Below are 14768 nucleotides of genomic sequence, written 5' to 3'. Positions count from 1 at the left end.
AGTGGGAAGGACATGATCTCGGCCACAAGCGCCGGGGTCCGTCAGGGGTGCGAAGCCAAGGGGGCCGCAACCGCGGTGCCTCCTGCCCGAACCAGGCTTGTTTCCCGCCATTCCAGGTGGTGAAACCCGCCGTTCGATGTGACGTAGGCGACGGAAGTCCCGCCCGGTCTGCATCTGACCGTCTGGGAGGCGTAGCCTTTATTCCCGCTGTCCATACCTTGTGAAGCGGAAGAGGGCGGTTGCCGCCGTGTCGCCACAGTCCCCCAGTAACTCGAGCACCACGACCGAAGCAGGAGGAGGCGGGAAGAACCCCGCCCCAGGCTTCGGCGCGAATGAGTGGCTCGTCGACGAGATCTATCAGCAGTACCTCCAGGACCCGAACTCGGTAGACCGGGCCTGGTGGGATTTCTTCGCCGACTACAAGCCGGGGGGCGCTGCCGCTCCGGTCACGGCGGATAAGCCCACGGAGCAGCCGACTCCTCCCCCCGCCGCGACGACGGACGGCGCCTCCGCACAGGCCGCCGCCGCCTCCGCCGTGACTCCGCAGGCCTCCGACGCCGCCGCCGCGACACCTGTGCCAGCTCCTGCCCCTGTACCTGCCACCCCCTCTGGTGCCCCTGCTGTGACTGTCACCTCCCAGGCCCCGGCCGCCGCACCGGCCGCTCCTGCCCCTCAGGCCCCGGCTCCGGCCGCCGCCCCCGCCCCCGCAGCGCCCCAGAAGGCCGCGCCCGCCACCGAGGCCCCTGCCGGCCCCGAACTGGTGACGCTCCGCGGCCCGGCGGCTGCCGTGGTCAAGAACATGAACGCCTCGCTGGAAGTGCCGACGGCCACGTCCGTCCGCGCCGTCCCGGTGAAGCTGCTGTTCGACAACCGCATCGTCATCAACAACCACCTCAAGCGCGCCCGCGGTGGGAAGATCTCCTTCACCCACCTCATCGGCTACGCGATGGTGCAGGCCATCAAGGCCATGCCGTCGATGAACTACTCCTTCTCGGAGAAGGACGGCAAGCCGACCCTGGTCAAGCCGGAGCACATCAACTTCGGCCTCGCGATCGACCTGGTGAAGCCCAACGGCGACCGCCAGCTCGTCGTCGCCGGCATCAAGAAGGCCGAGACCCTCAACTTCTTCGAGTTCTGGCAGGCCTACGAGGACATCGTCCGCCGGGCCCGCATCGGCAAGCTGACGATGGACGACTTCACCGGCGTCACCGTCTCGCTGACCAACCCGGGCGGCCTGGGCACCGTCCACTCCGTGCCCCGCCTGATGCCCGGGCAGTCGGTCATCATGGGCGTCGGCTCGATGGACTACCCGGCCGAGTTCCAGGGCACCTCGCAGGACACCCTGAACAAGCTGGGCATCTCCAAGGTCATGACCCTGACCTCGACCTACGACCACCGGGTCATCCAGGGCGCGGCCTCCGGCGAGTTCCTGCGCGTCGTTGCGAACATGCTGCTCGGCGAGAGCGGCTTCTACGACGACGTCTTCGAGGCGCTGCGCATCCCGTACGAGCCGGTCCGCTGGCTCCGGGACATCGACGCCTCGCACGACGACGACGTCACGAAGGCCGCCCGCGTCTTCGAGCTGATCCACTCCTACCGGGTCCGCGGCCACGTCATGGCCGACACCGACCCGCTGGAGTACAAGCAGCGCAAGCACCCCGACCTCGACATCACCGAGCACGGCCTCACCCTGTGGGACCTGGAGCGCGAGTTCGCGGTCGGCGGCTTCTCGGGCAAGTCGATGATGAAGCTCCGCGACATCCTCGGCGTGCTGCGCGACTCGTACTGCCGCACGACCGGCGTCGAGTTCATGCACATCCAGGACCCGAAGCAGCGCCGCTGGATCCAGGACCGCATCGAGCGTCCGCACTCCAAGCCGGAGCGCGAGGAGCAGCTGCGGATCCTGCGCCGGCTGAACGCCGCGGAGGCCTTCGAGACCTTCCTGCAGACGAAGTACGTCGGCCAGAAGCGCTTCTCCCTGGAGGGCGGCGAGTCCGTCATCCCGCTGCTCGACGCCGTCATCGACTCGGCCGCCGAGGCCCGCCTCGAAGAGGTCGCGATCGGCATGGCCCACCGCGGCCGCCTGAACGTGCTCGCGAACATCGTCGGCAAGTCGTACGCGCAGATCTTCCGCGAGTTCGAGGGCAACCTCGACCCGAAGTCCATGCACGGCTCCGGCGACGTCAAGTACCACCTGGGCGCCAACGGCACCTTCACGGGCCTGGACGGCGAGCAGATCAAGGTCTCGCTCGTCGCCAACCCCTCGCACCTGGAGGCGGTGGACCCGGTCCTGGAGGGCGTGGTCCGCGCCAAGCAGGACATCATCAACAAGGGCGGCACGGACTTCACGGTCCTGCCCGTCGCCCTGCACGGCGACGCGGCCTTCGCGGGCCAGGGCGTCGTCGCCGAGACGCTCAACATGTCGCAGCTGCGCGGCTACCGCACCGGTGGCACCGTGCACGTGGTCATCAACAACCAGGTCGGCTTCACCGCCGCCCCGGAGTCCTCGCGTTCCTCGATGTACGCGACCGACGTGGCCCGCATGATCGAGGCGCCGATCTTCCACGTGAACGGCGACGACCCGGAGGCCGTGGTCCGCATCGCGCGGCTCGCCTTCGAGTTCCGTCAGGCGTTCAACAAGGACGTGGTCATCGACCTCATCTGCTACCGCCGCCGCGGGCACAACGAGTCCGACAACCCGGCGTTCACGCAGCCGCTGATGTACGACCTCATCGACAAGAAGCGCTCGGTGCGCAAGCTGTACACCGAGTCCCTCATCGGTCGCGGCGACATCACCCTGGAAGAGGCCGAGCAGGCCCTGCAGGACTTCCAGGGCCAGCTGGAGAAGGTCTTCGCGGAGGTCCGCGAGGCCGCCACGCAGCCCGCGGCCATCCCCCCGGCGCCCGTCGCGAAGGCCGACTTCCCGGTGCCCGTGGACACGGCGATCTCCCAGGAGGTCGTCAAGCGGATCGCCGAGGCCCAGGTCAACATCCCGGACACGGTCACCGTCCACCCGCGTCTGCTGCCGCAGCTGCAGCGCCGCGCGGCGATGATCGACGACGGCACCATCGACTGGGGCATGGGCGAGACCCTGGCCTTCGGCTCGCTGCTGATGGAGGGCACCCCGGTCCGGCTGTCCGGCCAGGACTCGCGCCGCGGCACCTTCGGCCAGCGCCACGCGGTCCTCATCGACCGGGAGACGGGCGAGGACTACACCCCGCTCCTCTACCTCTCGGACGACCAGGCCCGCTACAACGTCTACGACTCGCTGCTCTCCGAGTACGCGGCCATGGGCTTCGAGTACGGCTACTCGCTGGCCCGCCCGGACGCGCTGGTCCTCTGGGAGGCCCAGTTCGGCGACTTCGTCAACGGCGCGCAGACCGTCGTCGACGAGTTCATCTCCTCGGCCGAGCAGAAGTGGGGCCAGACGTCCGGCGTCACGCTCCTCCTGCCGCACGGCTACGAGGGCCAGGGCCCGGACCACTCCTCCGCGCGCCCCGAGCGCTTCCTGCAGATGTGCGCGCAGGACAACATGACGGTGGCCATGCCCACGCTCCCGTCGAACTACTTCCACCTCCTGCGCTGGCAGGTCCACAACCCGCACCACAAGCCGCTCATCGTCTTCACCCCGAAGTCGATGCTGCGCCTGAAGGCGGCGGCGTCGAAGGCGGAGGAGTTCACGACCGGTTCGTTCCGTCCGGTCATCGGCGACTCCACCGTGGACCCGAACGCGGTCCGCAAGGTCGTCTTCTGCGCGGGCAAGGTCTACTACGACCTGGAGGCCGAGCGGGAGAAGCGCGGCATCACCGACACCGCGATCATCCGCATCGAGCGGCTGTACCCGCTGCCGGGCGCGGAACTCCAGGCTGAGATCGCCAAGTACCCGAACGCGGCGAAGTACATCTGGGCCCAGGAGGAGCCGGCGAACCAGGGTGCGTGGCCGTTCATCGCGCTGAACCTGATCGACCACCTCGACCTGGCGGTCGGCGCGGACATCCCGGCCGGCGAGCGCCTGCGCCGCGTCTCCCGCCCGCACGGCTCGTCCCCGGCGGTCGGCTCGGCCAAGCGCCACCAGGCGGAGCAGCAGCTCCTCCTGAGCGAGGTCTTCGAGGCGTAGCCACCGCGCTCTGCTCGAACAGCGCAAGGCCCGGCCCCCCGAGGGGGCCGGGCCTTCCGGCTTTCGCAGCCCGGCGGGGCCCGAGCCCTGCGCAGCGGCCCCCGGGGCGTCAGCCGGCCGCGTGCGCGGTCAAGTTCGGGTGCGCCGCACACCAGGCGACCCGGTCCCGCTCCACCGCCGCCCGCGCCGCCGCCTGTTGGCCCCCCGGCGGCTCGAGCGCGTCCATGGCCCGCTCGGCCGCGGCCATCGCTCCGACGAACACCCGCCCGGCGGCGGTGAGTTCCGGCCGCTCGAGGAGCACCGGCAGCACAGCTGCCACCTGCGCCCGGATCCGGGCGTGCTGCGCCCACGCCCCCCTGGCCCCGTAGAGGGCGGCACGCTGCCAGTAGCCCGCCAGTGCCAGATGCGCGTACGCGCCCCGCAGCAGCCCCTCCAGGGGCCGTGGATCGCCGCGCCAGGGGGCCCAGTAGCACGCGGAACGGTCGGCGGTGTGCAGGGCGACCGTCTGCGCCAGTGCCGCCAGCTTGCCGTGCTGGACCTCGTGCACGAGGGTCGCGGCCAGTGCGGGCGGGGCCTGGGCCCGGCCCAGTACGCAGCCGGCGGCCTCGGGTACGTTTCCGGCGGTGCCGCGGGAGCTCCCGGACAGCGGTACGACCGAGCGCAGCAGCAGGCCCGCCTCTTCCGCGCGGCCGGTGTCGTAGCGCCGCAGCAGGGTGAGGGCGCCGGACCACTGGGTGTCCCAGCGCTTGTGGCCCTTGGGCGTGAGGCGGCGGGCCGCGGGCACGGACCCGGGGGCGCGGTAGGGGTCGAGGTCGTCCAGGGCCGTCCGCCCGCCCGGCAGCGCGTGCAGGGCGAGCACCGCCGGGTCCCCGGGGTCCCAGGAACCCTCGGTGAGGACGAGCGGGCCGGGGCGGGTCGGGCGCAGCAGTCCGAGGGTGGGCAGTACGAGCCGTCCGTGCGCGGGCCGCAGCGTGGCCTTGAAGCCGATCCCGGCCCGCAGCGCCGCGGCGGCGGCGAGCGCTCCGAGGTGCCCGGTGTCGGGCGGCGGGCCGTACGGGGCGCGCAGGCGCCGCAGCGTCTCCTCGGCCCAGACCCCGGTGGCCGGATAGTGCACCACGTCGCCGGCCGCGCCCGGGTCGCGCCGCTCGGCCTCTTCCAGCAGGGCCCAGTACTCGGCCGCCTGTGTGCCGGGGACGGCGTCGGCCACCTCCCGCAGCACCTCGCGCAGCAGCTCCAGCCGCCGGGTCCGCCGTATGCCGCGCACCAGCGCGGTGCCCTCGGCTGACGGCTCGGTCGAGCCGATCGCCCGTAGCTCTCCCTCGCCGGGCTCCGGATGGTCCATCGCCTGCCTTCCGCCGCGGACGCTCCATCCCTGCCCCGGGGACGAGCTCCGCGAACGGCGGAAAGCGGTCACGTCCGACCACCGCGGCCGGGCGGATTATCCTGGCGGGAAACACCCCACCACCGCACGGAGCCCGACTTGTACTTCACCGATCGCGGCATCGAGGAGCTGGAGAAGCGGCGCGGCGAGGAGGAGGTCACCTTCGAGTGGCTCGCCGAGCAGTTGCGCACCTTCGTCGACCTGAACCCGGACTTCGAGGTCCCGGTGGAACGCCTCGCCACCTGGCTGGCCCGCCTGGACGACGACGAGGACGAGGACGACGCGTAGGCCTCGGCGTATGACGAAGGGGCCCGGCCGCTGACGCGGCCGGGCCCCTTCGTCATCGTCCCGCGGGACAGGGCTGCTCAGGGCGCGCTCAGGCGGCCTTGGTCTCCCAGAAGATGCGGTCGATCTCGGCGATGAGCTCCAGCGCCTTGGCGCCGGTCGCCGGGTCGTTCGACGCCTTGGCGGCCGAGAGGGCCTTCAGGGTGTCGTTGACCAGGGTGTGCAGCTGGGGGTACTTCTCGAAGTGCGGCGGCTTGAAGTAGTCGCTCCACAGCACCGAGACGTGGTGCTTCGCGAGCTCGGCGCGCTGCTCCTTGATGGTGATGGCGCGCGCGCGGAAGTCGGCGTCGTCGTTGGCCTGGTACTTCTCCTGCACGGCCTTGACGGACTCGGCCTCGATGCGGGCCTGGGCAGGGTCGTACACGCCGCACGGAAGATCGCAGTGGGCGGAGACCTTCGCCTTGGGGGCGAAGAGGCGGGAAAGCATGGAGTGTGTCCTCCTCGTGATCGTCTTCTCAAGGGGGAGATTACTCCGTGGGACGGCCGTTTTCGCGGGCGCCCCCGTGCGCTTGGGACAAAAGTCCAGGGCCGTGCCCGGGGCGGTGCGCGAATGTACGGAAGAGTGCGGCAGCATGCGGGTGGGACGAGAGCCGGGCGAGGAGGTCACAGATGGCGGGGAACGCGCGCTCGCGCCGGTGGACACGGGAGTGGACGTCGCCGTTGAAGCGGATCGGGACGCTGGAGGTGTCGGGCCCCTCGATGGCGCCGACGCTGGAGCACGGGGACCATCTGCTGGTCCGTTACGGGGCTCCGGTGCGGCCGGGCAGCGTCGTGGTGCTGCGCCACCCGTTCCAGCAGGACCTGCTGGTCGTCAAGCGTGCGGCGCAGCGGCGGGCGGGCGGCTGGTGGGTGCTCGGCGACAACCCGTACAACGAGACGGGCGACAGCACGGACTACGGGGCGGTGCCCGACGACCTCGTCCTGGCGACCGCGGTGGCGCGCTTTCGGCCGCGCCCGCGGCCCGAGCACGCGGTCGGGGATCAGCGCTCGCTGAGCGCGTGGCTCTCCTGGGCCTCCTCGGCGCTGCGGCCGCTGCGCGCGGACTCCTCGGCCTCCAGGCGCTTGCGGGCGCGGTAGGCCGCCACGTTGGCGCGGGTGGCGCACCGGTCGGAGCAGTAGCGCCGGGAGCGGTTCGTGGAGGTGTCGAGGTAGGCGTTGCGGCAGGGCGCGGCCTGGCAGAGGCCGAGCCGGTCCGGGCCGTGCTCGGTGAGGTGGAAGGCGAGCCCGAAGGACGCGATCGCGGCGTAGCCGGCGGAGGCGTTGGACGGGTGGTCGGCGAGGTGGATGTGCCAGTGGGGGCCGCCGTGTTCGGCCTGCTCCTCGATGGTCACGTGTCCTGAGACCTGGGGGCTGACCGGGAACTCCATGAGCAGGGAGTTCAGCAGGTCGACGGCGAGGACGTGGTCGCCCGCGTCGGCGGCTTCGAAGACCGAGCGCAGCCGGCCGCGGACGTTGCGGAAGCGGGTGACGTCGCCGTCCGTGACGCGCCGGGCCATCTGCACGCTGGCGCCGAAGAGCGTGCGGACGGCGTCCACGGAGGTCAGCGAGTCCTTGTTGCGGGCCGGCTCCTCGGTGTTGACCAGGCGCACGGCATAGTCCGAGTAATGGGCCAGTTCCACTTGTAGTCCTTACGGCTGCGGATTAGTGTCTCGGGTAACGGCTGAGACATGTTCGAGGGTATTACGCATGGAGGATCTCGTGGCGGATGCGGCACGCTCTGATACGGCATCGCCCGACTGGCAGGCCTGGCAGGACAGCTGGGACCGCCAGCAGGAGTGGTACATGCCCGACCGCGAGGAGCGGTTCCGGGTGATGCTGGACATGGTGGAGGCACTGGTGGGCACCGCCCCCAGGGTGCTTGACCTCGCGTGCGGTACGGGAAGCATCACGGACCGCGTCCTCAAGAGGTTCCCGCGAGCCACCAGTACGGGAGTCGATCTCGACCCGGCGCTGCTGACGATCGCCCGCGGCCACTTCGCGGGCGACGCCCGGGTCGCCTTCGTGACCGCCGACCTCAAGGACCCCGGCTGGCGCGCGGCCCTCCCCCACGACTCCTACGACGCCGTCCTGACGGCCACCGCCCTGCACTGGCTGCACAGCGAGGACCTGGCCGTGCTGTACGGGCGGCTCGCGCCGCTGGTCCGCCCCGGCGGGGTGTTCATGAACGCCGACCACATGCCCGACCCCGCCACCCCGCTCATCAACGCCGCCGAGCGCGCCCACCGGCACGGCGGCATGGACCGGGCGAAGGCGGCCGGGGCGCTGGACTGGCGCGAGTGGTGGGCCCTCGCGGCCGTAGACCCGGCGCTCGCCGAGCCGACGAAGGCGCGCTTCGAGATCTACGGCGAGCACGCCGACGGCGACACCCCGCCCGACTCCTGGCACGCGGCCACGCTGCGCGACGCCGGTTTCGCGGAGGCCCGTACCGTCTGGCGCTCGCCGTCGGACGCCCTCGTGCTGGGCGTGAAGTAGCGCGGGCGAGCGGAGCGCGGGAGTGCGCCGGCGCGGCCGGACATGCGCCAGGGGCGGTACGGGAGGACCCGTACCGCCCCTGGCGCGTGAGGAGCCGTCACAGCACCTTGGACAGGAACGCCTTCGTCCGTTCGTGCTGCGGGTTGCCCAGGACCTCGCGCGGGTGGCCGGACTCGACCACCACGCCGCCGTCCATGAAGACGAGGTTGTCGCCGACCTCGCGGGCGAAGCCCATCTCGTGGGTCACCACGATCATGGTCATGCCCGACTCGGCCAGGTCCCGCATGACGTCGAGCACGTCGCCGACGAGCTCCGGGTCGAGCGCCGAGGTGGGCTCGTCGAAGAGCATCAGCTTCGGCTCCATGGCCAGCGCGCGGGCGATGGCCACGCGCTGCTGCTGGCCGCCGGAGAGCTGGGAGGGGTAGTTCCCGCCCTTGTCGCCGAGGCCGACCCGGTCGAGGAGCTTGACGGCGCGCGCCCGCGCGACCGACTTGCTCTCGCCCTTGACCATGACCGGGGCTTCCATGACGTTCTCGATGGCCGTCATGTGCGGGAAGAGGTTGAAGCGCTGGAACACCATGCCGATGTCCCTGCGCTGCGCCGCGACCTCGCTGTCCTTGAGCTCGTACAGCTTGTCGCCCTTCTGGCGGTAGCCGACGAGGTTCCCGTCGACGTACAGCCGTCCGGCGTTGACCTGCTCCAGGTGGTTGATGCACCGCAGGAAGGTCGACTTGCCGGAGCCGGACGGGCCGACCAGGCAGAAGACCTCACGCGGGGCGACCTCCAGGTCGATGCCCTTGAGGATGTGCGCCGCACCGTAGGACTTGTGGACGCCCTCGGCCTTCACCATGGCAGTCGTCATCAGGCCACCGCCTTGCGGTTCGAGAAGCGGGACAGTTTCGCCTTGATCTTCTGCAACGGCGTGGGCGGCAGGGAGCGGAGCGCACCGCGGGCGTAGCGGCGCTCCAGGTAGTACTGGCCGACGCTGAACACGCTGGTCAGGGCGAGGTACCAGATCGACGCGACGAAGAACATCTCCATCACCGCGAACGAGGTGGACGCGATGTCCTGGGCCGCGCGCAGCAGGTCGAAGTACTGCACGGCGACGACGAGCGACGAGGTCTTGAGCATGTTGATGAACTCGTTGCCCGACGGCGGCACGATCACCCGCATGGCCTGCGGCAGCACGACCCGGCGCATGGTCTGCATGCGGGTCATGCCGAGCGCGTGCGAGGCCTCGCTCTGGCCCTCGTCGACCGACTGGATGCCGGCCCGGACGATCTCCGCCATGTACGCGCCCTCGTTCAGGCCGAGGCCCAGGAGGGCGGCCAGGAACGGCGTCATGACCTGGGTCATCTCGTCCTTGTAGAACCCGAGGTTCAGGATCGGGAAGATCAGGGCGAGGTTGAACCAGATGAGGAGCTGCACGTACACCGGGGTGCCGCGGAACAGCCAGATGTAGAACCAGGCGATGGTGCTGGTCACCGGGTTCTTCGAGAGTCGCATCACTGCGAAGAGGACACCGAGCACCAGGCCCAGGACCATCGAGGCGACGCTGATCCAGATCGTGTTGCCGACACCACGCAGGATGGTGGGGTCGAACAGCTTCTCCGGCACGGTCGCCCAGCGCACGTTGCCCTGCGAGAAGGCGATCACGAGCGATACGACCAGGCCGATGACGACCACGGCGCTGATCCAGCGGCCGTAGTGACGGACCGGGATGGCGCGGATCGCCTCGGGGGGTACGGACCCGGCCGGCGGGGTGTCCGCCGGGTCCGGGACCTTGTCGAGCTTGTCAGTCACAGTGACTGCCCTTCAGTGTGCTGCGGTGGTACGCGGAGGTCAGGAACCGGCGTTGATCTTGGCCTCGGTCACGGCGCCGGAGCCCGCGTTCCACTTGTCGAGGGCGGCCTTGTAGGTGCCGTCCTTGATGGTCGCATCGAGGGCGGCCTGGAGGGCGTCGCGCAGCTCGGTGTTCTTCTTGTCCACGGCGATGCCGAAGAAGCCGGCGTCGCTCGGGGTGACGATGGCCTCGAAGTCGTTGCCGCCGCCCGCCTCCTTCGCGATGTGCGCGGCGACCGGGGCGTCGTTCAGGTCGGCGACGGCGCCGCCGGCCTTCACGCGGGTCTGCGCCTCGGCGTCGGTCGGGAAGGACTCGATCGAAAGCTCGCCCTTGCCGTCCGTCTTGCACTTCTCGGCCTGGGTCTTGGCGACCGACTCGTAGGTGGTGCCGCGCTGGACGGCGACCTTCTTGCCGCACAGGTCGTCGAGGGTCTTGATGCCCTCGGGGTTGCCCTTCTTGACCAGGATGGCGGTGGACGAGGAGAAGTAGTCGACGAAGTCGACACCGGCACCGGTCTTCTGACCCTTGTCGTCCAGGCCGTCCTGACGGCTCTTGGTGTCGGTCAGCGAAGACATGACCACGTCGCTGCGACCGGTCTGCATGCTGCTGATCAGGGTGTCGAAGGTGCCCGACTCGAACTTGAACGTGACGCCGAGCTGCTTCTCCATGGCCGCCGCGAGGTCCGGGTCCACGCCGACGACCTTGCCGCCCTCGGTGAACTCCATCGGCTTGTACGTCGCGTCCGTGCCGACCTTGATGACACCGGCGTCCTGGATCTTCTTGGGCAGCTTGGAGAACAGCGGGGCGCTGTTCTCCTTGCCGGACGGCGTCGCCGAGCCCGTGTCCGTCTGGTCACCACAGCCGGTGAGGATCAGGGCGCCGGCAACCGCGATCGCGCCGACCGCGGCGATCCGGGACCGGGCGGCGGTCGTACGACGGGTGGTGCTTGCGGTCATGAGCTGATTCCTCCGGCAGTGGGGAAAAACGCATCCGAGAGCGGTCGGGCACGCACCATCGAGTGTCGCGACCTTGTGTGATTACGGCATCTTGCCATTCGGACTGAGACATTCAGGGTGCCCGTCAGGTCAAAATCGGATAACGGACACCCCCCGGGGCCCAACAGCCCTGCGGAGAAGGGCCCTCCCAGCCGCACTAAACGCTGCCACCAGGCACTTTGGCCGAAGTTTTTGCGGCTCGTCTCGCCTGCCGGACAGCAAGGTTTGGACTTTTCGCCAAAACCTGGACAAGAGGCTTATGGTCGAGCAGGAATCGACTCGTCTGGGTGAGTGTTCTTCGGGTAGAACAGATCCTTACACCCCTCATCCGGGGCTCAGGGCGCGCGTGCGGCGCGCCCGCGCGTACGAACCTCCCCTTCGCGGAGACGGGCCAACCGTCGATGCGGAGTACGGACGCGGTGCCCGCCCACCCCTTAACCAGGAGTGGTCAAACCCTCAATGATTCAAAGACTTAAGGGGTCAACACAGTGGCAGCGGAGATCGTCAATCCTCGCAGCGACAGCGTGACGGACAACAACCCCGATGCGGTGTTCGCGCTGCACCGGGGCGGCAAGATGGCCATCGTGGCCACCGTGCCGGTCCTCAACAAGGACGACCTGTCCCTGGCGTACACGCCCGGCGTTGCGAAGGTCTGCAGCGCCATTGCCGAGCAGCCCGAACTCGTGAACGAGTACACCTGGAAGTCCAACGTGGTCGCCGTCGTCACCGACGGCACGGCCGTACTCGGACTCGGTGACATCGGGCCGGAAGCCTCCCTCCCCGTGATGGAGGGCAAGGCCATCCTGTTCAAGCAGTTCGGTGGTGTCGACGCGGTTCCGATCGCGCTCGCCACCAAGGACACGGACGAGATCATCGAAACCGTGATCCGCCTCGCGCCGTCCTTCGGCGGGGTGAACCTGGAGGACATCTCCGCGCCCCGTTGCTTCGAGATCGAGCGCCGGCTCCAGGAAGCCCTGGACATCCCGATCTTCCACGACGACCAGCACGGCACTGCCATCGTGACGCTGGCCGCCATGCGCAACGCCGCGAAGCTCACCGGCCGGACCCTCGGCGACCTGCGCGCCGTGATCTCGGGCGCGGGCGCGGCGGGCATCGCCATCGCCAAGATCCTGGTCGACGCGGGCATCGGCGACGTCTGCGTCACCGACCGCAAGGGCGTCGTCTCCGCCGACCGCGACGACCTGACGGACGTCAAGGCGGAGATCGCGGGACTGACGAACAAGACCAACCAGTCCGGCTCCCTGGAGAGCGCCCTCGCGGGCGCGGACGTCTTCATCGGCGTCTCCGGCGGTACGGTCCCCGAGGCCGCGGTGGCGACGATGGCGAAGGACTGCTTCGTCTTCGCCATGGCCAACCCGAACCCGGAGGTCCACCCCGACGTCGCGCACAAGTACGCGGCGGTCGTGGCCACGGGCCGCTCGGACTTCCCGAACCAGATCAACAACGTGCTGGCGTTCCCGGGCATCTTCGCGGGTGCGCTGAAGGTCCGCGCGACCCGGATCACCGAAGGCATGAAGATCGCCGCCGCCGACGCCATCGCCGGCGTCGTGGGTGACGAGCTCGCCGCCGACTACGTGATCCCCTCGCCGTTCGACGAGCGCGTGGCGCAGGCCGTCACCGCGGCCGTCGCGGCCGCCGCCAAGGCGGACGGCGTGGCACGCCTGGCCTGACCGCGCCGCGGTCAGCCGAGCTCAGGGAGGGGCCCGGCCGGAAAAACTCCGGCCGGGCCCTTTCGCGTACCCGTCAGGGCTGGATCCGCGAGGCTACTGAGCGGTAGCGTCTGCCCATGTTCGCTGCCTACGCCGCCCGAATCGACCGTGACCAGCCGCTCCGAGGCCTTGAGCTGGGCGAGCGCCCAGCCCCGCAGGCCCGTCCCGGCTGGGTGACCGTGAACGTCAAGGCCGCCTCCCTGAACCACCACGACCTGTGGTCGCTGCGCGGAGTCGGCCTCGGCGAGGAGAAGCTCCCCATGATCCTCGGCTGTGACGCCGCCGGGATCGATCAGGACGGCAACGAGGTCGTCCTGCACTCCGTCATCGGCCAGACCGGCCACGGGGTCGGACCCGACGAGCCCCGCTCGATCCTGACCGAGCGCTACCAGGGCACCTTCGCCGAGCAGGTCACCGTCCCCGCCTGGAACGTCCTGCGCAAGCCCGCCGAGCTCTCCTTCGAACAGGCCGCCTGCCTGCCCACCGCGTGGCTGACCGCCTACCGCATGCTCTTCACCAACGCCGGCGTCCGCCCCGGCGACTCCGTACTGGTCCAGGGCGCGGGCGGCGGCGTCGCCACCGCGGCCATCGCCCTCGGCAAGGCCGCGGGGCTGCGCGTCTTCGCCACCAGCCGGGACGAGGCCAAGCGCAAGCGCGCGGTCGAGCTCGGCGCGGTGGAGGCCTACGAGCCGGGCGCGCGCCTCCCGCAGCGGGTCGACGCCGTCATCGAGACGGTCGGCGCCGCCACCTGGTCGCACTCGGTCAAGTCCCTGCGCCCCGGCGGCACCCTGGTCATCTCGGGCGCCACGAGCGGGGACCGTCCGGCGCACGCCGAGCTGACCCGCATCTTCTTCCTGGAGCTCAAGGTGGTCGGCTCCACGATGGGGTCGAAGGACGAGCTGGAGGACCTGCTGTCCTTCTGCGCGGCGACCGGGGTCCGTCCGGTGATCGACGAGACGCTGCCGCTGGACCGGGCACGCGAGGGCTTCGAGAAGCTGGAGTCGGGCGATCTGTTCGGCAAGGTCGTCCTCACGGTGTAGCCGGACCGACCGACGTCAATGCGGGTTGACACCCTCCCGTTGTCAACCTACATTGACATGCATGACGGAAGCTACCGATCTCGCCGAGCGGGCCGGTGACCAGGACCCGCGCGTCGGCCTGCGTGCCGTGGCCGCCCTCCGCAGGCTGCTCGAACAGCTGGAGGCCGTTCAGGTGCGCGGCGCCCGCGCGCAGGGCTGGTCCTGGCAGGACATCGCGGCCGAACTGGGCGTCAGCCGACAGGCCGTACACAAGAAGCACGGGAGGCTCTGATGTTCGAACGCTTCACAGAGGACGCGCGCTCCACCGTGACGGGCGCGGTCGAGGAGGCCCGGCGGGCCGGCGCCGCGACCGTCACCGAGGAACACCTGCTCCTCGCGCTGCTCGCGCTGGGCGCCCTCGACCCGCTGGGCGCCGACCGGGCGGCGATCGCCGCCGACCTCGCGGCGGCCCGCCGCCGCGGCGGCATGTCCAAGGCCGACGAGGAGGCACTGGCCGGTCTCGGCATCGACCTCACCGCGATCGTCGCCCGCGTGGAGGAGACCCACGGTGCGGGCGCGCTCTCGGCCCCCGCCGCCCGCGGACGCCACGGCCGCGCCCGCTTCACCCCGGGCGCGAAGAAGGTCCTGGAGCAGTCGCTGCGCATCGCCCTGGGCCGCAAGGAACGCAGCATCTCCACCCTCCACCTGCTCCTCTCCCTCCTGTCCCGCCCCGGCACCCCCGCCGAGACCCTCGCGGACCACGGCATCACCTACGCGGCGGCAGAAGCCCGGCTGGCGGCCTGAGGTCCCGGACGCAAGGTCCCCCGCACGCGAAACGGCCCCCGCCGGCCCCGCCCCGAAACGGG

General features: G+C 70.3%; 14 protein-coding genes. 8 read left to right on the top strand and 6 right to left on the bottom strand.

All coding sequences use genetic code 11. The features are described 5' to 3' along the window. Positions 1 to 247: 247 nt before the first annotated feature. A complete protein-coding gene (locus ACFWBY_RS12610) occupies positions 248 to 4117 on the top strand; it encodes a multifunctional oxoglutarate decarboxylase/oxoglutarate dehydrogenase thiamine pyrophosphate-binding subunit/dihydrolipoyllysine-residue succinyltransferase subunit (RefSeq protein ID WP_385332786.1) in 3870 nt (1289 codons plus the stop codon). Between the two features lie 109 nt (positions 4118 to 4226). Here the strand turns inward: ACFWBY_RS12610 and ACFWBY_RS12605 are convergent, their stop codons facing one another. Beyond that, on the bottom strand, positions 4227 to 5459 hold the full coding sequence (locus ACFWBY_RS12605) for an aKG-HExxH-type peptide beta-hydroxylase (protein ID WP_385332789.1): 1233 nt from the start codon (positions 5457 to 5459) through the stop codon (positions 4227 to 4229). A 138-nt stretch (positions 5460 to 5597) separates the two neighbouring features. Between ACFWBY_RS12605 and ACFWBY_RS12600 the strand changes: the two genes are divergently transcribed. Further along, positions 5598 to 5786, top strand: a complete 189-nt coding sequence (locus ACFWBY_RS12600; RefSeq protein ID WP_214949374.1) for a DUF6104 family protein — start codon at positions 5598 to 5600, stop codon at positions 5784 to 5786. Positions 5787 to 5874: 88 nt separating this feature from the next. Here ACFWBY_RS12600 and sodN read toward each other — a convergent pair whose 3' ends face one another. Continuing rightward, on the bottom strand, positions 5875 to 6270 hold the full coding sequence (sodN, locus tag ACFWBY_RS12595) for a superoxide dismutase, Ni (protein ID WP_030709803.1): 396 nt from the start codon (positions 6268 to 6270) through the stop codon (positions 5875 to 5877). A 182-nt stretch (positions 6271 to 6452) separates the two neighbouring features. Between sodN and sodX the strand changes: the two genes are divergently transcribed. Continuing rightward, the gene (sodX, locus tag ACFWBY_RS12590) at positions 6453 to 6920 is read left to right on the top strand and encodes a nickel-type superoxide dismutase maturation protease (RefSeq protein WP_385344859.1); all 468 of its coding nucleotides are present in this window, start codon (positions 6453 to 6455) and stop codon (positions 6918 to 6920) included. Here the strand turns inward: sodX and ACFWBY_RS12585 are convergent. After that, positions 6824 to 7462, bottom strand: coding sequence for a CGNR zinc finger domain-containing protein (locus ACFWBY_RS12585; RefSeq protein ID WP_385344857.1), 639 nt, complete (start codon positions 7460 to 7462; stop codon positions 6824 to 6826). The genes sodX and ACFWBY_RS12585 overlap by 97 nt on opposite strands. A gap of 67 nt (positions 7463 to 7529) precedes the next feature. Here ACFWBY_RS12585 and ACFWBY_RS12580 point away from each other — a divergent pair, with 67 nt between their 5' ends. Continuing rightward, a complete protein-coding gene (locus tag ACFWBY_RS12580; protein WP_385344854.1) occupies positions 7530 to 8315 on the top strand; it encodes a class I SAM-dependent methyltransferase in 786 nt (261 codons plus the stop codon). A 97-nt stretch (positions 8316 to 8412) separates the two neighbouring features. Here the strand turns inward: ACFWBY_RS12580 and ACFWBY_RS12575 are convergent, their stop codons facing one another. The 3 genes from ACFWBY_RS12575 to ACFWBY_RS12565 are packed head-to-tail and all read right to left on the bottom strand — an operon-like array spanning position 8413 to position 11114. Further along, a complete protein-coding gene (locus ACFWBY_RS12575) occupies positions 8413 to 9177 on the bottom strand; it encodes an amino acid ABC transporter ATP-binding protein (RefSeq protein ID WP_385344852.1) in 765 nt (254 codons plus the stop codon). Further along, positions 9177 to 10118 carry an amino acid ABC transporter permease gene (locus tag ACFWBY_RS12570; RefSeq protein WP_385344849.1) on the bottom strand — a complete coding sequence of 314 codons (942 nt, stop codon included), beginning with the start codon at positions 10116 to 10118 and terminating at the stop codon, positions 9177 to 9179. Before ACFWBY_RS12570 ends, ACFWBY_RS12575 begins: the two co-directional genes overlap by 1 nt. A gap of 39 nt (positions 10119 to 10157) precedes the next feature. Continuing rightward, complete coding sequence (locus ACFWBY_RS12565; RefSeq protein WP_385344847.1) at positions 10158 to 11114, bottom strand: ABC transporter substrate-binding protein; 957 nt, start codon at positions 11112 to 11114, stop codon at positions 10158 to 10160. Positions 11115 to 11641: 527 nt separating this feature from the next. Between ACFWBY_RS12565 and ACFWBY_RS12560 the strand changes: the two genes are divergently transcribed. The 4 genes from ACFWBY_RS12560 (at position 11642) to ACFWBY_RS12545 (ending at position 14706) form a co-directional block, all read left to right on the top strand. Further along, positions 11642 to 12844 (top strand): NADP-dependent malic enzyme, encoded by a 1203-nt coding sequence (locus ACFWBY_RS12560; protein ID WP_385344845.1) that lies wholly within the window; start codon positions 11642 to 11644, stop codon positions 12842 to 12844. A 116-nt stretch (positions 12845 to 12960) separates the two neighbouring features. Further along, entirely contained in the window at positions 12961 to 13923 is a 963-nt protein-coding gene (locus ACFWBY_RS12555) for a zinc-binding dehydrogenase (protein WP_385344842.1), read from the top strand. 61 nt (positions 13924 to 13984) lie between these two features. Continuing rightward, positions 13985 to 14194 carry a helix-turn-helix domain-containing protein gene (locus ACFWBY_RS12550; protein WP_385344839.1) on the top strand — a complete coding sequence of 70 codons (210 nt, stop codon included), beginning with the start codon at positions 13985 to 13987 and terminating at the stop codon, positions 14192 to 14194. Next, a complete protein-coding gene (locus tag ACFWBY_RS12545; protein ID WP_385344836.1) occupies positions 14194 to 14706 on the top strand; it encodes a Clp protease N-terminal domain-containing protein in 513 nt (170 codons plus the stop codon). The genes ACFWBY_RS12550 and ACFWBY_RS12545 overlap by 1 nt, the downstream gene beginning before the upstream one ends. The last annotated feature ends 62 nt before the right edge of the window (positions 14707 to 14768 follow it).

This window comes from Streptomyces sp. NPDC060049, assembly GCF_042736715.1.
Taxonomy (GTDB): domain Bacteria; phylum Actinomycetota; class Actinomycetes; order Streptomycetales; family Streptomycetaceae; genus Streptomyces.
Note: the sequence above shows the minus strand (reverse complement) of the source record. Positions and strands in the feature narration are given on the sequence as shown.

Excerpts from the sequence above, each read along its gene's own strand:
- ACFWBY_RS12605 (WP_385332789.1), bottom strand. The coding sequence starts at position 5,459 with ATGGACCATCCGGAGCCCGGCGAGGGAGAGCTACGGGCGATCGGCTCG.
- sodN (WP_030709803.1), bottom strand. The coding sequence starts at position 6,270 with ATGCTTTCCCGCCTCTTCGCCCCCAAGGCGAAGGTCTCCGCCCACTGC.
- sodX (WP_385344859.1), top strand. The coding sequence starts at position 6,453 with ATGGCGGGGAACGCGCGCTCGCGCCGGTGGACACGGGAGTGGACGTCG.
- ACFWBY_RS12580 (WP_385344854.1), top strand. The coding sequence starts at position 7,530 with ATGGAGGATCTCGTGGCGGATGCGGCACGCTCTGATACGGCATCGCCC.
- ACFWBY_RS12575 (WP_385344852.1), bottom strand. The coding sequence starts at position 9,177 with ATGACGACTGCCATGGTGAAGGCCGAGGGCGTCCACAAGTCCTACGGT.
- ACFWBY_RS12565 (WP_385344847.1), bottom strand. The coding sequence starts at position 11,114 with ATGACCGCAAGCACCACCCGTCGTACGACCGCCGCCCGGTCCCGGATC.
- ACFWBY_RS12555 (WP_385344842.1), top strand. The coding sequence starts at position 12,961 with ATGTTCGCTGCCTACGCCGCCCGAATCGACCGTGACCAGCCGCTCCGA.
- ACFWBY_RS12550 (WP_385344839.1), top strand. The coding sequence starts at position 13,985 with ATGACGGAAGCTACCGATCTCGCCGAGCGGGCCGGTGACCAGGACCCG.
- ACFWBY_RS12545 (WP_385344836.1), top strand. The coding sequence starts at position 14,194 with ATGTTCGAACGCTTCACAGAGGACGCGCGCTCCACCGTGACGGGCGCG.